Annotated in this window: 20 protein-coding genes; 8 read left to right on the plus strand and 12 right to left on the minus strand. The window is 66.2% G+C overall.

The annotated features are described in order from the left end of the window. Positions 1-97 precede the first annotated feature (97 nt). A complete protein-coding gene (locus AC6UUM_RS12440) occupies positions 98-1312 on the plus strand; it encodes an acyl-CoA dehydrogenase family protein (protein ID WP_500802594.1) in 1215 nt (404 codons plus the stop codon). A gap of 35 nt (positions 1313-1347) precedes the next feature. Here the strand turns inward: AC6UUM_RS12440 and AC6UUM_RS12445 are convergent, their stop codons facing one another. The 3 genes from AC6UUM_RS12445 to AC6UUM_RS12455 form a co-directional block, all read right to left on the minus strand. Continuing rightward, positions 1348-1674, minus strand: a complete 327-nt coding sequence (locus AC6UUM_RS12445; RefSeq protein WP_500802595.1) for a hypothetical protein — start codon at positions 1672-1674, stop codon at positions 1348-1350. Positions 1675-1739: 65 nt separating this feature from the next. Beyond that, a complete protein-coding gene (locus tag AC6UUM_RS12450) occupies positions 1740-2522 on the minus strand; it encodes an enoyl-CoA hydratase/isomerase family protein (protein WP_500802596.1) in 783 nt (260 codons plus the stop codon). Position 2523: 1 nt separating this feature from the next. Next, on the minus strand, positions 2524-3879 hold the full coding sequence (locus tag AC6UUM_RS12455) for an L-serine ammonia-lyase (RefSeq protein WP_500802597.1): 1356 nt from the start codon (positions 3877-3879) through the stop codon (positions 2524-2526). 92 nt (positions 3880-3971) lie between these two features. Between AC6UUM_RS12455 and AC6UUM_RS12460 the strand changes: the two genes are divergently transcribed. Together AC6UUM_RS12460 and AC6UUM_RS12465 are read left to right on the plus strand one after the other, a co-directional pair. Then, the gene (locus AC6UUM_RS12460; protein WP_500802598.1) at positions 3972-5858 is read left to right on the plus strand and encodes an acyl-CoA dehydrogenase family protein; all 1887 of its coding nucleotides are present in this window, start codon (positions 3972-3974) and stop codon (positions 5856-5858) included. 25 nt (positions 5859-5883) lie between these two features. Next, positions 5884-6684, plus strand: coding sequence for a crotonase/enoyl-CoA hydratase family protein (locus tag AC6UUM_RS12465; RefSeq protein ID WP_500802599.1), 801 nt, complete (start codon positions 5884-5886; stop codon positions 6682-6684). Between the two features lie 36 nt (positions 6685-6720). Here AC6UUM_RS12465 and AC6UUM_RS12470 read toward each other — a convergent pair whose 3' ends face one another. The 7 genes from AC6UUM_RS12470 to AC6UUM_RS12500 all read right to left on the minus strand — a co-directional run bounded on the left by AC6UUM_RS12470 (position 6721) and on the right by AC6UUM_RS12500 (position 15562). Next, complete coding sequence (locus tag AC6UUM_RS12470; RefSeq protein WP_500802600.1) at positions 6721-7947, minus strand: CaiB/BaiF CoA transferase family protein; 1227 nt, start codon at positions 7945-7947, stop codon at positions 6721-6723. A gap of 156 nt (positions 7948-8103) precedes the next feature. Beyond that, positions 8104-9303, minus strand: a complete 1200-nt coding sequence (locus AC6UUM_RS12475) for an acetyl-CoA C-acetyltransferase (protein WP_500802601.1) — start codon at positions 9301-9303, stop codon at positions 8104-8106. Then, entirely contained in the window at positions 9303-10445 is a 1143-nt protein-coding gene (locus AC6UUM_RS12480; RefSeq protein WP_500802602.1) for an acyl-CoA dehydrogenase family protein, read from the minus strand. The genes AC6UUM_RS12475 and AC6UUM_RS12480 overlap by 1 nt, the downstream gene beginning before the upstream one ends. Before the next feature lie 3 nt (positions 10446-10448). Next, positions 10449-11249 (minus strand): HTD2 family dehydratase, encoded by an 801-nt coding sequence (locus AC6UUM_RS12485; RefSeq protein WP_500802603.1) that lies wholly within the window; start codon positions 11247-11249, stop codon positions 10449-10451. Further along, entirely contained in the window at positions 11246-12454 is a 1209-nt protein-coding gene (locus AC6UUM_RS12490; protein ID WP_500802604.1) for a CoA transferase, read from the minus strand. Before AC6UUM_RS12490 ends, AC6UUM_RS12485 begins: the two co-directional genes overlap by 4 nt. A gap of 148 nt (positions 12455-12602) precedes the next feature. Then, a complete protein-coding gene (locus AC6UUM_RS12495) occupies positions 12603-13856 on the minus strand; it encodes an acetyl-CoA C-acetyltransferase (RefSeq protein WP_500802605.1) in 1254 nt (417 codons plus the stop codon). 83 nt (positions 13857-13939) lie between these two features. Next, on the minus strand, positions 13940-15562 hold the full coding sequence (locus AC6UUM_RS12500) for a DUF885 family protein (RefSeq protein ID WP_500802606.1): 1623 nt from the start codon (positions 15560-15562) through the stop codon (positions 13940-13942). Positions 15563-15801: 239 nt separating this feature from the next. Here AC6UUM_RS12500 and AC6UUM_RS12505 point away from each other — a divergent pair, with 239 nt between their 5' ends. Beyond that, positions 15802-16080, plus strand: a complete 279-nt coding sequence (locus AC6UUM_RS12505; protein ID WP_500802607.1) for a BrnT family toxin — start codon at positions 15802-15804, stop codon at positions 16078-16080. Beyond that, on the plus strand, positions 16073-16348 hold the full coding sequence (locus AC6UUM_RS12510) for a BrnA antitoxin family protein (protein WP_500802608.1): 276 nt from the start codon (positions 16073-16075) through the stop codon (positions 16346-16348). Before AC6UUM_RS12505 ends, AC6UUM_RS12510 begins: the two co-directional genes overlap by 8 nt. A gap of 6 nt (positions 16349-16354) precedes the next feature. Here AC6UUM_RS12510 and AC6UUM_RS12515 read toward each other — a convergent pair whose 3' ends face one another. Continuing rightward, a complete protein-coding gene (locus AC6UUM_RS12515) occupies positions 16355-17497 on the minus strand; it encodes an acyl-CoA dehydrogenase family protein (RefSeq protein WP_500802609.1) in 1143 nt (380 codons plus the stop codon). An 89-nt stretch (positions 17498-17586) separates the two neighbouring features. Between AC6UUM_RS12515 and AC6UUM_RS12520 the strand changes: the two genes are divergently transcribed. Next, entirely contained in the window at positions 17587-18396 is an 810-nt protein-coding gene (locus tag AC6UUM_RS12520) for a kinase (protein WP_500802610.1), read from the plus strand. Here AC6UUM_RS12520 and AC6UUM_RS12525 read toward each other — a convergent pair. Continuing rightward, complete coding sequence (locus AC6UUM_RS12525) at positions 18281-18895, minus strand: hypothetical protein (RefSeq protein ID WP_500802611.1); 615 nt, start codon at positions 18893-18895, stop codon at positions 18281-18283. The two genes, AC6UUM_RS12520 and AC6UUM_RS12525, sit on opposite strands and share 116 nt — an antisense overlap. Before the next feature lie 159 nt (positions 18896-19054). Here AC6UUM_RS12525 and AC6UUM_RS12530 point away from each other — a divergent pair, with 159 nt between their 5' ends. Then, entirely contained in the window at positions 19055-20365 is a 1311-nt protein-coding gene (locus tag AC6UUM_RS12530; RefSeq protein ID WP_500802612.1) for a Zn-dependent hydrolase, read from the plus strand. A 270-nt stretch (positions 20366-20635) separates the two neighbouring features. Continuing rightward, positions 20636-21712 (plus strand): tetratricopeptide repeat protein, encoded by a 1077-nt coding sequence (locus AC6UUM_RS12535; RefSeq protein ID WP_500802613.1) that lies wholly within the window; start codon positions 20636-20638, stop codon positions 21710-21712. The last annotated feature ends 179 nt before the right edge of the window (positions 21713-21891 follow it).

Below are 21891 nucleotides of genomic sequence, written 5' to 3' on the forward strand. Positions count from 1 at the left end.
GCGTCACCCCGGCGCAGGCCGGGGCGGGATGACGTGAAAAGGGTCAGGTTGACGTGCCCCGTTCAGCGCCCATTCTCCCCCACAAGGGAGACACCCAATGCAGTTGAACTGGAGCCGTGACGATCTGGCCTTCCGCGATGAGGTGCGCGCGTTTCTCGATGCCGAACTCACGCCCGATCTGCGCAGCGCTGCCGCCGGCATGACGAGCGTTTACGCCCCGCCGCACATCGCACTGGCCTGGCAGAAGAAATTGCACGCACAGGGCTGGGTGGCGCCATCGTGGCCGATCGAATGGGGCGGTTGCGACTGGTCGGTCGCCCGCCGCTATATCTGGGCGCGCGAAACCGTGCAGGCCGGCGCGCCGCCGCTGTCACCGATGGGGCTGGGCATGTGTGGGCCGGTGCTGCTGCATTACGGCACCGACGCGCAAAAGCGCCGCTTTCTGCCGCCCATGCTGGCTGGCGACGAATTCTGGTGCCAGGGTTACAGCGAACCCAACTCCGGCTCCGATCTCGCCTCCCTGCAGATGCGGGCGGAGCGCGACGGCGATGATTTCATCTGCACCGGCGCGAAAATCTGGACGACGCACGCGCATCATGCCGACTGGATCTTCTGCCTGGTGCGCACCAGCCGCCTCGAAAAGCCCCAGCTCGGCATCACGTTCCTGCTGATCGACATGGGCTCCCCCGGCGTGACCGTGCGCCCGATCATCTCGCTGTCGGGTGAGCATGTGCAGAACCAGGTGATGTTCGATGACGTGCGCGTGCCCGCGGCCAACGTCGTCGGCCGCATCGATGATGGCTGGACCGTGGCCAAATATCTGATGGAGTTCGAACGTGGCGGCCACGCCTATGCGCCATCGATGGTGCAGCGCGTCGCCAGCCTGCAACGCCACCTGGCCGAGGCGGCCCTGCCCATCACCATGAACGGCCGCATCGCTGCGCTGCGCATGGAGATCGAAGCGCTCGATGCGTTGGAGCTGCAATTCAATGCCGGCCTGTCCAACGGCGCCGCGCCCGGCCCGATGGCATCGGCGCTGAAGATTCTCGGCACCGAACTCAGCCAGCGGCTGACCGAACTGGAGGTGGAGGCCGCCCTGCCCTATGCCCCCATTTATCAGCCGCACCGCACCCTGCCCGGCGGCGCCGTGCCGGATTTCACCGCGCCTGCCGACGGCCTGGGCGTTGGCCCCGACTGGGCGGCCAAGGCCTTGCCGAAATATTTCAACGATCGTGCTGGTTCCATCTATGCCGGCACCAACGAAATCCAGCGCGGAATCCTGTGGCAATATCTGGCGCGGCGGAACGGGTAAAAATCACCTCTCCCCCCTTGGGGAGAGGTGAAAAACTACCGCCCCACCAGGATCTCCCGCACGCTGCCGCAACGAAAACTCTGCACGAACAGATAGATCGACTGGAACAGCGCCCCGCCGAAAAAAGCCAGCAGCCCCAGCGCCAATCCGGCCGGCGTGCCGCCATGCCGCCACCCCACCCACAGGCCAGACAGGGTCAGCATGAAAATGAAATCCATGTTGAACTGCCCCTGCCAGGTGCCGCCGGCCAGGATCGGGCCAAAGATTGCCGGAAACAAATTGGGTTCGGCGATGACAATCGGCGCGGTATAGACCGACAGGCTGACGAAGATCAGGATACAAAGCAGGCGCAGCAGCAACATGGGAAATCCTTTCAGGTTGCCCGCACCCTCGCCCGCGGGGATAAGCGCGGCAATTACCCTTCAGGTCAATTGCCGCTGAATTGCCCCGGCCGTTTGTCCCGAAACGCGGCCAACGCCTCGGCGAAATCCGCGCTTTGCGTCGCCAGCAGCCATTGATCGGCATCAGCGTGCAGCACCGCGCCATCCAGCGCGTGTGCCACGGCGTTGATGCTGCGCTTGATCATCTGCACCGCCAGCGGCGGCAGCGCGGCCAGTTCCTGCGCCAGCGCCAACGCTCGCGAATCCAGCGAGTCGGCCGGCAGCAGCTCGTCGATCAGGCCCCAGCCGGCCAGCGTTTCGGCATCGAACAGTGCGCCGGTCATCACCATGCGCTTGGCGCGCGCCGGGCCGATCAGCGCCACCAACGGCCCCAGCGCGTTCCACATCAGGTTGATGCCGATCTTCACCTCGCCATAGCCGAGCCGCGCGCCCATGGCGGCCAGCCGGAAATCGCACGCCGTGGCGATGCAGGTGGCACCGCCGGTGGCAATGCCCTGCACCGCGCACACCGTCGGCTGATCGATGCCCATCACCGCCCGCATCACCCGCGCGCCCAATTGCGCGCCGCGCCGCGCTTGCGCCAACGGGGCCGGGCTGGCCATCCGGGCCTCCATCTCGGCCAGATCGGCGCCCACCGAAAAATCCCGGCCCGCAGCGCGCAGCACGACCGCCCGCACACGCCCATGCCCACGCATCTCGTCTGCAATGCGTTCCAGATCGGCCAGCATCGCCTGGGTCAGGGCGTTGCGGCGTTCAGCGCGATCCAGCGTGATGGTGGCGATGGCGTCGTGAACCTCCAGCCTGATCATCTCAACACTCCACCACATTCACCGCCAGCCCGCCTTGACTGGTCTCTTTATACTTGTGGCTCATGTCGACGCCGGTCTGCCGCATGGTTTCGATCACTTCATCCAGCGTGACCCGGCCCTGCCCCGGCCGGTGCAGCGCCAGCCGCGCCGCGTTGGCGGCCTTCACCGCGCCTATGGCGTTGCGTTCGATGCAGGGGATCTGCACCAGGCCGCCCACCGGATCGCAGGTCAGGCCCAGATTATGCTCCATGCCGATTTCGGCCGCGTTGGCGACCTGTTGTGGGCTGGCATTCCACACCGCCGCCAATCCGGCCGCCGCCATCGAGCACGCCACCCCCACCTCACCCTGGCAACCCATTTCGGCGCCGGAGATCGATGCGCGCTGCTTGTAGAGCAAGCCGATGGCGCCGGCGGTGAGCAGAAAGCGCTGCCGTTGCGCGCCCGTTTCGCAATAATGCCGCATCACGGCGGGCAAGATGCCGGCGGCGCCATTGGTCGGTGCGGTCACCACCTGGCCACCGGCGGCATTTTCCTCGTTCACCGCCATGGCATAGACGTTGAGCAGATCGAACAAGCGCTCCGGCTCGTTGCGGCTGCGCCCATCCTTCAGTTGCCGCCACAGCTGCGGCGCGCGCCGTTCCACCTTCAGCCCGCCGGGCAGGATGCCTTCCGTGCCAAGCCCGCGATCGATGCAGGCCAACATCACGCCGGCGACCATGTCCAGCCCGGCCAGCGTTTGCGCGCGCGGCCGGATCGCATCTTCATTGGCCAGCACGATGGCATCCAGCGGCTGGCCCAGCGCTTCGGCCAGCGCCAGCAATTCGGCGGCGCTGCCGAAGGGGTGCGGCACGGCGTGCCCGCTCAGCACCTGATCGGCCGGCACCGCCTGTTCCAGCTGGCGCCGGCTGGCGATGAAGCCGCCGCCGGTGGAAAACCAGTCTTCCTGCCACAACAGATCGTCGCCCGCCCACAGCGCCACCTGGCAGGCATTGGGGTGCAACAGTTGGCGTGTATCATAATCCAGGCGGATATCGGCGTCGGGCGCGAAATCCAGCGCGCGGCCGGCAATCTCCAACTGGCCGCTGCCCTGCAACGCCGCCAGGTCACGCGCCGCCGCTTGCGCGTCCATCGTTTCCGGCGCGTGGCCGATCAACCCCAGCGCCATCGCCCTGAGCGTGCCATGCCCATGCCCGGTAAAGGCCAGGCTGCCTTGCAAGGTCACGACCAACCGTGCATCGGCCGGCCAGTCGATCACGGCCAGCGCGCGGCGCACCCGGCCGCCGATCCGCATCGGCCCCACCGTATGCGAACTCGATGGCCCCACGCCAACCCGGAACATGTCGAGCACTGACAACATGGGTGTAGCCTGCCTCAGAGCGGCCGGCAGGGCAACGGCCTGCCGATATGCCGAGACTGTGCGGCGCGGGCAGGTTGGCCTAGCTTATGTCGATGGACACGACCCTGATCGACCAGGCCGCCCGCCTGCTTGCCCGCGAAGCCACCGAGGCCCGCCTGCGCCAGGCGCGGGCCGGCGTACCCGTGGACGGCTGGGACGTGCTGGAACAGGCCGGCCTGCCGTTCGCCCTCACACCCGAAGCCGACGGCGGCCTCGCCCTCGATCCGGCCACCGTGCTGGCCATCGCCCGTGCCCATGGTCGTGCCGGCGCGCCGTGGCCGCTGGCTTGGGTCATGCTAGAAAACGCCCCGCAGGCAAATGCGCAGTGGGCCACCGCACTGGCCACGGCCGAAATCGCCGGCCTGTGCGAGGCGGTGCTGGCGATGACGCTGGACTGGACGCAGACCCGCCAACAGTTCGGCAAGCCGCTGTCGAAGAATCAGGCGGTGCAACACAGCCTCGCAATCATGGCCGCCGAAACCGCCGCCGCCGGTGCAGCCGTGGGTGTGGCCGCGCTGGCGCTGAACAGTGGCAGCAACCCCATGCCGATCGCGGCCGCCAAGGCCCGCGCCAGCGAAGCCACCGGTCAGGTTGCGGCGCTGGCCCATCAGCTGCACGGCGCCATCGGCGTGACCGCCGATCACCGCCTGCAATTGTTCACCCGCGCACTGTGGCAGTGGCGCGACCAGCACGGCAGCGAGCATCAGCACCACGCCGCGCTGGGCCAGGCCGCGCTCACCGCGGGCAGCGTCTGGGCGCTCGCCACCGCACAAGCGCCGTCCGACGGGCCGGCCGGTGAGACGATGGGCGAACGCTTCCGCTTCCCCGCCGTCCCCGAAACCCCGGCTCGCGCCGCCCTGCGCGCCGACGTCCGCGCCTTTCTTGCCGCTGAACTCGCCGAAATCCCACCGGAAACCCGTGCCCACAGCTGGAACGGCCACAGCCCGGATTTCTCACGAAAATTGGGCGCGCGTGGCTGGATCGGCATGTGCTGGCCGCACGCGCACGGCGGCCACGCGCGCAGCGCCCTCGATCGCCTGGTGGTGATCGAGGAGCTGCTCGCTGCCGGCGCGCCGGTGGCGGCGCATTGGATCGCCGATCGCCAAACTGGCCCGCTGCTGCTGAAACTTGGCACTGCCGAACAAAAGGCCCACCTGCCGGCCATCGCCCGCGGCGAACTTTATGCCTGCATCGGCATGAGCGAGCCCGGCGCCGGATCGGACCTCGCGGCGCTGACCACCCGCGCGGTGCGTGATCAGGATGGCTGGCGCATCACCGGCACGAAGCTGTGGACAACCTTCGCCCACAAGGCCCATCTGATGCTGCTGCTCTGCCGCACCGAAGCGAACCAACGCCACGAAGGGCTCAGCCAGCTGCTCGTCCCGATGGACACGCCGGGAATCCGCATACGGCCGATCATCGATCTGATGGGTGAGCATCATTTCAACGAAGTGCATTTCGATGATGTGCTGGTGCCGGCCGACGCGCTGGTCGGCGCGGAAGGTGGCGGCTGGGCCCAGGTCATGGCCGAACTCGCATATGAACGCTCCGGGCCGGAACGCTTCCTCTCCACTATGGTGCTGCTAGAAGAACTGGTCGCCGCGCTGGGGCCCGATGCGCCCGCCGCCGCCCACGCCCCAATCGGCCGCCTGTGCGCCCACCTGATCGTGCTGCGCCAGATGGCCCGCGGCATGGCCGCCCTGCTGGAAGCCGGCGAGGATCCGGCGCTGGAGGCCGCAATCGTCAAGGATCTGGGCGCGACCTTCGAACAGGCCATCCCCGAAGTGGCGCGCGCCCTGCTGCCGCTGCTCGCCGATCCGCCGCCGACGCTGCGCGCCACGCTGGACGCCACGATCCACATCGCCCCGATGGTGTCCCTGCGCGGCGGCACCCGCGAAATCCTGCGCGGCATCATCGCGCGCGGGTTGGGCGTGCGATAAGCATCTGCAAGCAAAGGAACCCGCCATGACCGACCTCGTCCGCTACGAACCCGATGGTGCCATCGTCACCCTCACCCTCAACCAGCCGGAGCTGCGCAACCCGGTGTCCGATGACGATATGGTCGATGCCATCTTGGCCGCGCTGGCCCGGCTGGAGCGCGATCCCGCGGCGCGCGTCGCCATCCTCACCGGCGCCGGCAGTGCCTTCTCATCGGGCGGCAATCTGAAGAAGATGGCCAGCGGCGACGGCCTGGCCAGTGCAGCGCCGATCACCACGCGCCGCAATTATCTGACCGGCATCCAGCGCCTGCCGCGCGCCTTCGCGGCGCTGGAGGTCCCGATCGTGGCCGCGGTCAACGGCCCGGCCATCGGCGCCGGCTGTGACCTCACCTGCATGTGCGATATCCGCATTGCCGGCGAGAGTGCGAAATTCGCCGAAAGCTTCGTCAAATTGGGCATCATCCCCGGTGACGGCGGCGCCTGGCTGCTGCCGTTCGTGGTGGGCCACGCCAAGGCTGCCGAACTGGCGCTGACCGGCGACATGATCGATGCGGCCGAGGCTTTGCGTGTCGGGCTCGTCAGCCGTGTGGTGCCCGATGCCGAATTGCTGGGCGCGGCGCGCGCCATCGCGCTCAAGATCGCCGCCAACCCGCCGCAAGCCGTGCGCATGACCAAGCGCCTGCTGTGGGAAGCCCGCACCGCCAGCCTGGACACGGTGTTGAACCTGTCCGCCGCGATGCAAGCGCTGGCGCACACCACGGACGACAATCGCGAAGCAATGGCGGCGTTTCTGGAAAAGCGCCCGCCGCAGTTTACGGGGCGGTAGGGCCAGCACTGCGGGCGAGACGCACCCCCAGCCTCATCAACCAATCACCCCGCCGGCCCGCAGCGCCTCCGCATCATTCCGCCGCAACCAGTCGCGCAGCACTTCATCCGCATCCTCGCCAACGCGCGGCGGCGGGCGGCGCATGGTGGTGGGGGTGGCGGAGAATTTGCCCGGAAAGGCGACGCTGGGGATGGTGACGCCATCATCCCGCACGAATTCATGCACCGTGCCACGCGCAGCCACGAACGGATCGGCGAACACCTGCGAAATATTGTTCACCGGCCCGCACGGCACGCCGGCAGCGACCAGCCGGTCGATCAGCGGCAGGCCAGGCTCACCGGCCACCAACCGCTGCACCTCGGCTTCGATGGCGTCACGGTTGATCAGCCGGGCGCGTGCCGTGACGAAGCGCGGATCATCCGCAAGTTCCGGCACGCCCATGGCGCGGGCAAAGCTGCGGAACTGGCCGTCATTGCCGATGGCGATGATCATCTGCCCATCGGCGACCTTGAACAGCGTGTAGGGCACCACGGTGGGGTGGCGATTGCCCATGCGGCCGGGATCAACCCCGCCGACCAGCCAGTTCATCGCCTGGTTGGCCAGATTGGCGATTTGGGTATCGAGCAGGCTGATGTCGATCTGCTGGCCTTCGCCGGTCGCCTCGGCATGGCGCAGCGCCGCCAGGATGGAAATGGTGGCATAAAGCCCGGTGCCGATATCGGCCATCGCCACGCCGGCGCGCAGCGGCCCGCCACCTTCCTCGCCGGTGATCGACATGAAACCACCCATGCCCTGCGCGACGAAATCATAACCGCCGCGCGCCGCATAAGGCCCGGTCTGCCCGAAACCCGTGACCGAGCAATATACGAGGCTGGGCTTGATCGCCTGCAACGACGGCCAATCGAGGCCATATTTGGCGAGGCCACCCACCTTGAAATTTTCCACCACAATATCGGCTTCACGCGCCAGATCGCGCAGCAGGGCCTGACCATCGGGATGCGTGAAATCCACCGCAATCGAACGCTTGTTGCGATTGGCGGCGAGATAATAGGCCGAGGTGCCGATCTCGTCCTCGCCGTCTGCGCCCTGCAGAAACGGCGGCCCCCAGGCGCGGGTGTCGTCACCGCGGCCCGGCACTTCCACCTTCACCACATCGGCGCCCAGATCGGCCAATATCTGCGTGCACCACGGTCCGGCCAGCACGCGCGACAGATCGAGCACACGAATGCCGGCAAGTGCGGCGGGGGTGGTTATGGCAGTCATAAACGCGCGATCATCCCAAATAAAAAGCGGTGCCAGCTCCGAAGAACCAGCACCGCTCCTAGCCCCCGACCGGGGTAGCTCTCAAAACTTGCGTGGCGATTGCCAAGGCCGAAACAAACGGCGCGATTCGATGTGATAAGGTTACAGTGGTTGCTGTCAATGCGCCAACTCGAAAATTGCGGCCAGACCTTGGCCGCCGCCAATACACATGGTTTCCAAACCATAGCGCCCGCCGCGCCGCTGCAATTCGTGGCACATCGTTGCCAATATCCGCCCGCCGGTGGCGCCGATCGGGTGGCCCAGGCTGATGCCTGATCCATTCACATTCAGGCGATCCGGATCATGCCAGCCCCAACCCTTCAGCACAGCAAGCACTTGCGGCGCAAACGCCTCGTTCAATTCGACCAGATCGAGATCATCCCAGCCCAGGCCGGTGCGTGCGAACAGCCGCTCCACCGCCGGCACCGGGCCGATGCCCATGCGGCTGGGATCGCAGCCCGCTGCCGCCCAACCGGTCAGCCAGGCCATCGGCGTCAGCCCCAGCGGTTCCAGCATGTCCTCGCCCACCACCAGGCACGCCGAGGCGCCGTCATTCTGCTGGCTGGCGTTGCCGGCCGTCACCACGCCGTCCTTTTCGATGCTTTTCAGCAGCGCCAGATTTTCGGCGGTCGCATCGGCGCGGATGCCCTCGTCGGCCGCAAACACCAGGGGCGGCCCTTTTTTCTGGGCGATTTCCACCGGCACCAGCTCGGCATCGAACTTGCCATCGGCCCAGGCCCTGGCGGCGCGCTGGTGGCTTTGCGCGGCATAGGCGTCACACGCTTCGCGGCTGATGCCGTAATCCCTGGCCAGATTGTTCGCCGTTTCGATCATGCCCGATATCACGCCATAGCGGCTGATCGGCTGGCTCATTACCCGGCCGCGCACCAGCCGGTCGTGAAAGGTCGTGCTGCCCATGCGCGCGCCGTTGCGGTGATCGGTGGAATAATATTCGACCTGGCTCATGCTTTCGACGCCGCCGGCCACGACGATGTCCGCCGCGCCGGTCTGCACCCGCATCGCGGCGTCGATCACGGCTTGCAGGCCACTGCCGCAGCGCCGATCCAGCGACACGCCCGGCACGCTTTCGGGAAAGCCCGCCGCCAGCCATGACCAGCGCGCCACGCACGGCGCCTCGCCGTTGGGATAGCCGTGGGCGAACACCACATCATCCACGCGCGCCGGATCAATGCCGGTGCGCGCCATCAACGCCTTCAGGATGATCGCGCCCAGTTCACCGGCCGGCAGGTTGGCCAAGGACCCGCCGAAACGGCCAACCCCCGTGCGGATCGGTGAAACAATGGCTGCGCGTCTCATCAATTTCTCTCCCGCATCATGGCTTTCGCAATGATCGTCTGCTGAATCTGGCTGGTGCCTTCATAAATCCGCAGCAGCCGCACATCGCGATAGAAACGCTCGACTTTGTATTCGGCCATGTAACCGGCGCCGCCATGCACTTGCACCGCGCGGTCGGCAATCCGCCCCACCGCTTCGGATGCGTGCAGCTTCAGCACCGAACATTCCTTCGCCGTCACCAGCCCGGCATCAAAGCGTGCCGCGGTGCGTTCCAGCAGGGCTTCGGTGGTCAACCGGTCCACTTCCATCTCGGCCAGCATGCCCTGCACCAATTGGAAATCGCCGATGCGCTGCCCGAACTGCTGGCGCTCCATGGCGTAGTTAAGGCTCATTTCGATCAGCCGGTCGGCCATGCCCAGCGCCACCGCGGCGATATGGATGCGGCCGCGATCGAGCACCTTCATCGCCGTGCGAAAGCCCTGGCCGGGCACGCCGCCGATGATGCTCGACGCCGGCACCATCACGTCTTCCAGGATGACATCGCAGGTTTTGGCGCCGCGTTGCCCCATCTTGCGGTCGGGCTTGCCGAGCGAGATGCCGGGGCTGTCCGCCGGCACGATGAAGGCGCTGATGCCGGCAGCGCCCTTTACCGCTTCGGTGCGCGCCATCAACGTGAAGACGGTCGCGCGCGGCGCGTTGGTGATATAGCGTTTGGTGCCGTTGATCCGGTAATGGTCGCCCTCCAGCACCGCCGAACAGCGCAAGCTCGCCGCATCCGATCCCGCGCCCGGTTCGGTCAAGGCAAAGCTGGCAATCGCCTCGCCGGTGGCAAAGCGCGGCAGCCATTCGGCTTTCTGCGCCGCCGTGCCGTCGATCACTAGCCCCATGCTGCCGATGCCCACGGTGGTGCCGATCAGGCTGCGGAAGGTGATGCTCGCCCGGCACAAGGTGCGCACCAGCGCGGCTTCTTCGGCCATGGTCAGCCCCAGACCGCCGTGCGCCTCCGGGATGGACAGGCCGAACAGGCCCATCGCCTTGAATTCGGCAACGATGTCGGCGGGGATATCATCACCCTCCTCCACCGCATCCTCGGCCGGAATCAGCCGTTCATCGACATAGCGCGCGAGCTGGTCTTTCAGCAGCCCGAAGGTCTCGGCATCCATGTTTCACCCCGCTTCCGCACTGATCGCCACCGTGCCATCACAGCGCAGCGCCGCCAAGCCATCATCGCTGGCCCTGAGCACCACTGTCTGCCCGGCAAAGACCGGCGCGACGGCCTTGAAGGCGAAGCGTTTGGCCGGACCATGGCGCCGTTCCCACGCCCCCAGCAACTGCGCCGCCACCAGCGGCCCATGCACGACGAGGCCGGGGTATCCCTCCTCGCTTCTCGCATAGGCCAGATCATAATGGATGCGGTGCGCATTGGCGGTGGCGGCGGAAAACATGAACAATTGCACCGCATCCGGGGTGAAGCTGGCATCGCCGGCGGGCGGCGGGCTGGCCGGCACCGGCAGCGGCAGCGGGTCGCCGGCCGCACGCCAGACGATGGTCTGCACCTCGCTCAGCGCGATCTCGCCGTCCTGCCAGATCTCGATCCGCACCCGGCCCAGCAGAAGCATGCCGGTCTTGCCCTGCTTCAAATCGAGCGATTCCAGCACGCGCATCTGCATGGCGGGGGAGCCCGCAATCAGCGGCCGGTGAAATTCGATGTCGCTGCCGGCAAACATGCGGCGCGGCAGCGACACCGGCGGGTAGAAGCCGCCGCGCCTGGGATGGCCATCCACCCCGCGCGGCCCCGGCGGCGGCAGGAACAGCGCCAGATGCCCCAAAGGCGGCCAGCCCAGTTCTTCCGCATCCCAGCCCAGTGCCTCGGCAAAGCGCAGCACGTCGGCCGCGTGCAGCATCTCCTCGCGCAGCTCCGGCTTGCCGACCCACGTCTGCCAGTGCGCCAGATCTTCAGCTGTCATGCCACCAGCCCCGCATCATGCAGCCGGCCGATCGCGCCGCTGTCCAGCCCCAGCACATTGGCAAGCACCGCATCGGTATCGGCGCCCAGCATCGGCGCTGCCCGCACGGCCCCGCGCGCTTCGCCCGCCAATGTGGCCGCCGGCCCGGCTGCGGGATAGGTCAGGCCCGATGGCTGGGTGATCGTCTGGAATATCGGATTGCGCGTGAACAGCCGCGCATCGGCGCGCACCGCCTGCCCCAACGTCTGGTACGGCCCCCAGGTAACGCCCGCCGCATCCAGCGCTGGCCCCAGTTCGGCGAGGCTGCACTGCGCCATCGCGGCTTCGAACAAGGGGAACAACGCCGCGCGGTGGGTGAAGCGCGCGCCTTCATCGGCGGCAAAATCCGCGCCCGTCACCGCCTCCACGCCGGCCACCGCGTCAGCCAGCGCCAGCGCCGCCACCAACCCGCGCCATTGTTTCGGCGTGATCGCCACCAGATAGAGGCGCGCGCCGCACGCGGTGACGAAATCGCGCCCGAACGCCCCGAACAGATCATTGCCCAGCCGCCCGCGATCCCCATGCAACAGCGCTTCAGCGGCAAAGCCCAGGTGCGACAGCGACGTGGCGGCGAGATCGGACAAGGGCACCCGGATTTCTGCGCCCTCGCCCGTCGCCCGCCGCCGGTGCAACGCGCTGACCATGGCAAAGGCCGCCCAGGCGCCGCCAAGCAGATCCCAGGCTGGCAACACCGCATTCACCGGGCGCGTGCTGTCCACCGGACCTGTCATGTCCGGCACGCCGACGGCGGCATTCACCGTATAATCCAGCGCCGGCTTGCCATCGGCCCAGCCCATGATGCGCGCCGTGATGATATCCGGGCGCCGCGCCGCCAGATTGGCGTGGGACAGGAAGCCCTCCACCGGAAAATTGGTCAAGAACAGGCCGGCATCGTCACCGGGCGCTGTCGCCAGCGCCACCGCCAGTTCCCGGCCCTCGGGCCGCGCCAGATCGATCTGGATGGACATCTTGCCCTTGTTCAGCCCCTCCCAATAGAGGCTGTGGCCATCGTGGCTCAGCGGCCAGCGTCTGAAATCCGGCCCGCCGCCGATCTGGTCAATGCGGATCACCGTGGCGCCCATTTGCGCGAGATAGAGCCCGCCGGTAGGGCCGGCGACGAAGGCGGCGGCTTCGATGACACGGAGATTGGGGAGGAGCGTGTACATAAGCTAACCCCTCTCCCCTCGCGGGAGAGGGAGGGGCCCGCCGCGAAGCGGTGGGAGGGAGAGGGGGTGCTCATGTGGCTGCACCTGGACACCCCCTCTCCCCGCTCGGCTGCACCGAGTCGCCCTCTCCCGCCAAGGGGGAGAGGGGTCAGATGCGCTCAACAATGATCGCCGGCGCCATCCCGCCTGCCGCGCACATCGTCACCAGGCCGCGCCGCAGATCACGCCGCTCCAGTTCATCCAGCACCGTGCCGATCAGCATCGAACCGGTCGCGCCGATCGGGTGGCCCAGCGCAATCGCGCCGCCGTTCACATTCACCTTGTCACGATCCAGTTTCAGATCGCGGATGAACTTTTCCGCCACCACGGCGAAGGCTTCGTTGATTTCCCACAGATCGATATCATCAACGGTAAGGCCCGCCTTGGCCAGCACCTTGCGCGCGGCCGGCACCGGCGCGTTCAGCATCAGCGTCGGGCAATCGCCCATATTGGCCATGGCGATGATGCGGGCGCGCGGCTTCAGGCCATTCTTCTCGGCATAGGCCTTGCTGGCCAGCAGCACGGCGGCGGCACCATCGACCACGCCCGAAGAATTGCCGGCATGGTGCATGTGCTCGATCTTCAGATCGGGATAGACGGCGTTGATCAGCTTGCGGAAGGTCGTGCCCTTTTGATCGAGCGGCATGTCGGCCAGCTTGGCAAAGCTCGGCTCCAGCGCCGACAGGCCTTCCATCGTGGTTTGCGGCCGCGGGAATTCCTCGCGATCCAGCGCCAGCGTGCCATCATCGCGATAGACCGGGATCACGCTCTTCGCAAAACGCCCTTCGGCGATGGCAACCGCTGCCCGCTTCTGGCTTTCCAGCCCCAGCGCGTCGACATCGGCGCGGCTGATGCCTTCCTTCGACGCAATGGCATCGCCGCACACGCCCTGGTGGCTTTGCGGGTGATGCGCCTGCAACCGCGCGTTGCCGCTGCCCATCATCATCGGCGCCATGCCAGCGGCGCGCTCTTCCGCGGCCATGGTGGCGGTATAGCTCATCATCTCGGTGCCACCGGCAATCAGCAGATCTTCCATGCCGCTCATGATCTGGGCTGCGGCCAGGTTCACACTGGTGATGCCGCCGCCGCAGAAACGATCCAGCGTCATGCCGCTGGCCTTCAGATCATAGCCGGCATCCAGCGCCGCCATGCGGCCGAGATCGCCGCCCTGCTTGCCCTTCTGGGTGGAGGTGGACCAGATGATATCGTCCACATCGGCCGTCACCAGGTCGTTGCGGGCGGCAATCGCCTTCAGCACGGCGGCGGCCAGATGCTGCGGGTGCATGTCGGCCAGCGCGCCCTTGCCCACTTTGCCAATGCCCCGCGGCGTGCGGACGGTATCGATGATATAGGCTTCGGCCATTGCTTTGCTCCCTTGGATGATGGGAGCACCCTACGCCGATGCGCGCCGGCGTCGATTGCGGTTTTTGGCAGGCGGAGCGCCCCTCAATCCCGGAACATCAACCGCCGGATCTGCTTGAACGGCAAATCGCCATAGGTGAGCAGCGCGTCGTGGAAGTTCCGCATCGAATAATGCGCCCCCATCCGCCTTTTGTATTCGTCGCGCAGCTTGATGATCTCCCGCTCGCCGATGATCTCACGCCCCGGTGAGGACGGTGTCTGCGAATCGCGCTGCACCTCGATGAAGGCGTTGGTCGGCTCCATGCCCATCTTGTCGACATAGGCCTGCTCCGCCTGGTCGAATGTCATCTCGCCCTTGGCCATGCGCAGCTTGGTCAGGATGCGCTGCACCCGCCACATGCGCATCTGCCGGCGCGCCATCTTCGTCTTCAGCGCCTCCATGTAGGGCAGGGTCTCGTAATAACCCTCCTCCTCCATCAGCCGCTCCAGATAGAAGGACCAGCTCTGGCTGAAATAGGCACTGCGATAGGCCCGCCGCATCGGCCGCGTCACATGCCGGATGCGCGCCGCGATCTGCACATTGTGGCCCAGCCATTCGTGATAGGAAATCACGTGCGTCCAATAGGGGTTATAGGCCTTGATGCGGCTGGCGCGCTCGGCCGGCGTCAGCGTGTCCTCCAGCGGCGTCAGGATATAATAGCCTGATTGCCGCCCCGCCACGGTCGGGCCACTGGTGGCGCCGCCAAATGGAAGGATGCGCCGCGCCATCGGCGGCGATTCGCGCGCGCCGTAATCGATATAGTCGGGGATCGTCACGATATGTGCGCCCGGCCCCTTCAGCCAGGCGCCCATCATATCGACATAGCGCTGCGCCATCGGGATGACTTGGCTCCATGGCGGTGCCTCGCTCTTCATCACCTCCCACGCCGTGCGCAGATCGCCGCTGGGGTGGATCTGCCGCGCCAGATCGCGCATCTCGGCGGTGAGTTGCTTTTCCTCCGCTTCGGCAATGCGCAGGATCGTTTCGGTGTCATAGCCATCAAGCTGTTCCTGCACCGTCTCGTAGAAGCTGATCTCCGCCGGCTTCCACGTCGGGGAGCGCGTCGATCGCGGCAGCAGATCGTTTTTCAGCCAACGCTCGAAATCATCCACCGCCTGGATTGCCGGCCCCGCCACCGCCACCAGCTCGGCCTTCAGCGCCGCACTGTCCACCACCGCCTTCGGCACATATTCGCGCAGCAACAGCCGCGCATAGCCGGCCTGGACAATAGCATTTTCCGTCCAGGTCCGGGCCGGGTTCTTCAGATTCAACTTCGCCCGCGCCAGCACGGCCGGCAGCCGCTGTAACTCCGCCACCGACTGCCGCACCGCTGAATCCGGCAGCGCGCCGGGCCGCAGGAACAGTGCATTGGTCTGCCCCAGCGCAAACACCATGGCCGGGTTCACCTCGTGCAGCCGCAGCGTCTCCATCTCGAACAGGCGCGTGCGCACATGCGCGACCAGCAGATCATGATCCACCTGCTCATCCAGGGCGAGCGCACCCCGATCAATCCGCCCTGCCTCTTCCAGCACTTCATGATAGACCGTCACGGCCAGCGCCTGCGCCGGCGTGCCCGCCTCACCCTCCCGCACCGTCAACGCCTTGGCGATGATGGCGTCCAGGGTGGGCGCCTGTGCCTCGACCCGCGCTGGCGAAAGCGCGACCAAGCAAATCGCGAAAAGGCAAGCAAGCAGGCGCACCATTACCACCAATCCCCAACAAGCCGCCTATCGCAGACCGCGCTGCACCTATTGCTATGGCTGGCCCTGCACTTGGTCAATCAGGCCGTGATCGGCGGCAAAGCCGATGCAGCCCCGTGTCTGCCAGCCCGCCACGGCACACGGTGCATGATCTGTATCGCGCATCACAGCTTGTCATCACAATTAACTGCATCTACAGATAATAGGTGATCATCGAATTTGATCCCGCGAAAGACGCCATCAATATCGCCAAGCATGGCCTGTCGCTGGCGGATTTCTCGGGCTTCGATGCCATGCCGCTGACCCTACGGGATGATCGACAGGATTATGGCGAGGTTCGCTGGCGCGCGTTTGGTCAAATCGACGGTGTCGCCTGTTGCCTTGTCTATACCCTGCGCGACCAGACGATGCGCCTGATCAGCCTGCGCCGCGCCAACGCCAAGGAAAGGAAACGCCATGGTCTCCAAGCCACGCCAGATGCCTGATGGTATCTCAGACGACGAAAATCCCGAATGGACGGATGCGGATTTTGCGCAGGCCCGGCCGGCCAGCGATTTCGCCGAGTTGTCCGAAGCGATGCCGCTGCTGGTGAAGAAGCCCGGACGTCCGGTTGGCTCCACACGCTCTGAACGCAAGCAGGTGACACTCCGCCTGCCCCGTCATGTCATTGCCTTCTTCCAGCGCGATGGGGAGAAAGGCTGGCAGAGCCGTGCCATCGCCGCCCTGGAGCGCGCCGTCGCTGCCAAGGAGTGATCCCGCTCAGTAGCTCTTCGGCAGCCCCAGCACATGCTCCGCCAGATAGGCGAGGATCAGGTTGGTCGAAACCGGCGCCACCTGGTACAGCCGGGTTTCGCGGAATTTGCGTTCGATGTCGTAATCCGCGGCAAAGGCAAAGCCGCCCAGCGTCTGCATTGCCGCCTCGCCCGCCTGCCAGCTGGCTTCAGCCGCCAGCAGCTTCGCTGTATTCGCCTCCGCGCCCGCCACTTCGCCGGACTCATATCGGCGGCAAGCGTCCGCCACCACCAGCCGCGCCGCGCTCATGCGGGCGTGGGCCATGGCGAGCGGGAACTGGATGCCCTGGTTCTGGCCGATCGGGCGGCCGAACACGGCACGTTCCCGCGCATATCCGCAGGCGCGGTCCAAAAAAAACCGGGCATCGCCAATGCATTCCGCCGCAATCAGGATGCGTTCGGCATTCATGCCCGACAAGATGTAACGGAACCCCTGCCCCTCCACGCCGATCAGATTGGCGGCCGGCACGCGCACATCATCGAAGAACACCGCGGTGGTGCCGTGGTTCATCATCGTGTCGATCGGGCGGATCGAAAGCCCGGCGCAGTCCCGCATGTCGAGCAGAAAGACGGACAGGCCATCGGTACGCTTGGCCACCTGGTCCTTCGGCGTGGTGCGGGCGAGCAGCACCATCAGATCGCTGTGCTCGGCCCGGCTGGTCCAGATTTTCTGGCCGTTGATCACATAATCTTCGCCATCCCGCACCGCCATGGTGCGCAGGGACAGCGTGTCTGATCCCGATGTCGGCTCCGTCACGCCAAAGGCTTGCAGGCGCAATTCGCCGCGCGCGATGGCGGGCAGATATTGCACCTTCTGCGCCGCATTGCCGTGGCGCAGCAGCGTGCCCATCACATACATTTGTGCATGCGCCGCCGCGCCATTGCCACCGCTGGCATGGATTTCCTCCAGCACCGCGCACGCCGCCGACAAGGGCAGGCCCGACCCGCCAAATTCGGTTGGAATCAACGCCGCCAGCCAGCCTTCGCGGGTGAGCGCGTCGACGAATTCCGTCGGGTAGGCGCGCGCCGCATCCTTGGCGCGCCAATAGTCGCCAGGGAAATCGGCACACAGCCGGATGATGGCTTCGCGAATGTCGGTCCAATCGGTCATGCCCGCATCTGGCCCGCTGGGCCACGCCGGCGCAAGCCCTCCTGATGGTCAGGCTTGCCGATGGACCCGCCGCCCGGCAGCATGGCGCCATGGATGCCCTACCCCGCCTGCTCGATTGGCTGCGCCCGCAACTGGGTGCGCGCCCCTTCATCCTGGGGCTGGCCGGCGCGCAAGGCTCCGGCAAGTCCACCGTGGCCACTGGCATCGCACGCGCCTTGCAGGCCGATGGGCTGGCCGCCGCCGCCGTGTCGCTGGATGATTTCTATCTGCCGCGCCGGGATCGCCTGGCGCTGGCCGCGCGCGTCCACCCCATGCTCGCCACGCGCGGTGTGCCCGGCAGCCATGATGTGCCGCTGTTGATGCAGGCGCTGCTGAGCGTGCGCGCCCGGCAGCCCGTGGCGCTGCCGCGTTTCGACAAATTGGCCGACGATCGCCTGGCGCCGCAGCATTGGCAGCTGCCGGCGCGCATCGATGTGCTGGTGCTGGAAGGCTGGTGCGTCGGCGCGCGGCCGCAACCGGCGGCGCTGCTGCACGATCCCGTCAACGCGCTGGAGGCCGATGAAGACCCGGCCGCAATATGGCGCACATCGGCCAATCAGGCGCTGGCCGGCGCCTATCAGCGGCTGTGGAACCGGATGGATGCCCTCGCCTTCCTCGCCGCGCCGGATTGGGCAACCTTGCCACGCTGGCGCGCCGAGCAGGAGGCGGGGCTGGTGCGCGCAACCGGCCGGCCCGGCATGTCCCCGGCCGCCATTGCGCGTTTCTGCGCCCATTATGAACGGCTCACCCGCTGGCAGCTGGCGACCACGCCGCTGCATGCGGGGCTGACCCTGCATCTGGATGCGGCGCGGCAGGTGGCGCGTGCCACACCAGCGCCGACAGACCGAGCCAGGCCGTGAACATCAGCGCATAGGGCCAGCGCCGCGGCAACAGCCGCGCCACCAGCAGCGTTACCGCCCCGGTGCCGGCCAGCGCCAGCAATTGCGCCCCTGCCGCGCGTGTGCCCGTGCCGAACAGCGCCGTCGCGATCCCCGTGCTGGCCCATTGCGCCGGCAACAGGGTCAGCAACCAGGGCGGCAGCACACCCGGCATGGTCGTGGCCGTCGCCAGCATCGCAGCCTCCCCGCCAACCACGAACAGCGCGATCATCCAGCCGCGGCCGGGATAGGCACGCGCAAACAGCGCGCCGCGCGCCGCAAAGCTGAAACTGGCGATGATCAGGGCCAGCGCCGTGGAAAACGGATGCGGCAGCGCCATGCCCAGCAGCCGCGCCACCAGAACCAGCCCCGCCCCGGCCAGCAGCGCCAGCACGACCCCCGCCCGCAGCCGGCCAGAAACCGCCGCGGTGATCATGCCGACGCCCATCAGGGCCACCGCCAGGATCGGACCACTCAGCATGGCAAGCCCAACCGGGGGCGATGGGAAACAGGCTTCATTCCCCGCACATTGATCGACCCGCCCGCCCCTGTCGAGCCGCTGGATGGACATCAGCTGAATCTTGCCAACCGGGCGCCGCCGGGTGAACATGCGCCTCCACGCCCGCAAGAGGATCGGCCCATGTCACACGAAGTCAGTCGTCGGCTTGTGCTCGCGGGATCAGCAGCGGCGGCCTTGCCCGCAACCGCCGCGCCGGCGCTGCGGGTGGATGGGCAGCGCCTGCGCACCACGCTGGAGGGCCTCAGCCGCTTCGGCCGGCCCGAGGGCGGGACCTTTGCCGACGGGGTCAGCCGCACCGCCTATTCCGATGCCGATATCGGCGGGCGCGCCTATGCCATGGGGCTGATGCGCGAGGCGGGCCTGAACCCGGTGATCGATCCGGCCGGCAACATCATCGGGCGCCGCGCCGGCACCGACAAGGCCGCCAAGCCGATCATAATCGGTTCGCATATCGATAGCGTGCGGGCCGGCGGCAATTTCGATGGCGACGTGGGATCGATGGGCGCGCTGGAAGTGCTGCGCACGCTCGATGATCGCAAGATCAAGACGCGCCACCCAGTGGAACTGGCGATCTGGTCAAACGAGGAAGGCGGCACCGTCGGCAGCACGGCCTTTGCCGGCCGGCTGGCGCCCGACGCGCTCGACAATCTCTATTACGGCATCAAGCTGCGCGACGGGCTGAAGCGCATCGGCGGCGATCCGGATCGCCTGGCCCAGGCGGCGCGGCCAGCGGGCTCCCTCCACGCCTATCTGGAACTGCACATCGAACAGGGCGGCTTCCTGGACCAGGAACGCATCCCCATCGGCGTGGTGGACGGGATCGTCGCCATCGACCGTTATGAAGTGACCATCACCGGCTTTGCCAATCACGCCGGCACCACGCCGATGCCCGGCCGCCGCAACGCGCTGATCGCCGCCGCCCGCCTGATCGAAGCGGTGGACAGCATCGTGCAGCGCGAACCCGGCCGGCAGGTGGGCACGGTCGGGCAACTGGCGGTATTTCCGAACGCGCCGAACGTCATCCCCGGCCGCGTGGAAATGACCGTGGAGCTGCGCGACTTGTCCGGCGCCAAGGTGATCGCCCTGGGCGCGGCCGTGCAGGCCCGCGCCAGGGAGATCGCCCTTGAGACCGGCACGGAAATGCACTTCCGCCTCTCCGAACGCGTCCTCCCCGCGCTGGCCACGCCATCCATCCAGGCCCATATCGAGGCCGCCGCCAAAGCCCTCGGCCTGGCCTTCATCCACCTGCCCAGCGGCGCCGGCCACGATGCGCAACTGCTGGCAAAGCTGGGCCCCATGGGCATGATCTTCGTGCCCAGCATCGACGGCATCAGCCATTCGCCCAACGAGCTTTCGACGTGGAGCGACTGCGCCAATGGCGCGAATGTGTTGCTGCACACGTTGTTGGCGGTGGATGCGGCGGGGGTGTGAGGGGGGTGTAGGCATCACACCCTGGCTAGTCATCGGCGGGCCAAGAATGGTGGGGAAGAAGGAAATGTGAGGCCTCCGGCGGCCAGGGTCGTGGACCCTGGACCCGTTGGTTTGGGGCGGCCTCCAACCAAGAATTTCTCCCCACGGCCTACGTGGGAAGGGGACAACTCATCCCGCTGGCAACAGGCCGGCACGCTATTGCCAGCGTGAGTATTTGCGTTGATTATACTGGCTTGTCTGACTGCCCCAAGCTCAAGAAAAGGCCGGTTGATGCCACGGTTCCTATTTGCTTTTTTTCTTCTGTTTTTGACTGCGCCCGTTTTCGCACAGAAGCTATCGGTTCCTGCCAACAATGGAGAGGTCGCACGTGCTGCTGAAAAGCTGGCTACAGAAACAGCCCGTGCTGACAAGGCAGAGCGCGATTTGGTCATCCGCGAAGCGATGATCGAACTGCAGAGCGCCCAGACTGACCAGGCCTATAACCGCTTCGAGATTGAGGCGGGCTTTTTCAGCATATTGATCACTTTTTTGGTGCTGTGGTTCGGCTTCAAAACCGAAAAGGCCGCAGCAGTCGCCGCAGCTACCGCCGCACGCGAGGAGGTTGCAAAGGCCAAGGGCCAGATTGATGCTTTGCTTGCTGAAGCCAATACCGCGACGGCCGCAGCCAATGCCGCCAGGGCCGAAGCCGAAGCGGTGAAGGCCGAGGTCGAGCAGATGCGCCAGCAATCGGCAGACGCCATGGCACAGGCCAAGGCCAATGCCGAACAAGCCACCCGCCATGCCGAAGCTGCGCGCGAGGCGGCGGCGATTGTCGACCAGGTCAAAGCAAACACCGATACCAACAGCGAGACGGCGAAGCTGACCCCTGACCAAGCCGCGAAGGTGGTAGAAGCGGCCAAGGGCATCGACGACAAACAGGAGACCGCCTGGTCGGTTGAGGAATTCAAGACGCGTATCGGCAAGGCCCGTTTCATCGACAACGATTGGCGCGAAACCCTCCGGCTTTCACAACAAATGGCCAATATCCATTATGCTGATGACGATGCCATAATTTTCGCCCGAAATGCTGAAGGCGACGCATTGCGTGAACTATCTCTATATAAGGAGTCCATCGCTGCATATGAATCTGCTATCAATTGTTGTGGTGCGAATCCAAACGGTGAGACAGCTCTATCCCAGATGTGGGCTAAACACCATAAAGGGCTTTGTTTAATCTATACCGGGCGGCCAAGAGAAGCCGAAGAGCTGCTCCGCGACCTGCTGCCGCTGCGCGAACACGTTCACGGGCCTGATCATGCTGAAACGCTGGTCACCCGGCATGTGCTTGCTCGCGCGGTCTTAGATTAAGGTCGGGCCGCCGAAGCCGAAGTACTTTTCCGAGACTTGCTTCCATTGTCCGAACAGGTTCATGGGCCAGGGAATCGTCATACGCTAGGCCGTGTTGACAAAAGGGATTCCCAAGGGACTCGGTTTCTGATTCAAGGCTGCTTTTTGGGGAGCAGCTGTGGTTCGCGGGGATCTGACGG

This window comes from Sandarakinorhabdus sp. (assembly GCF_987265915.1).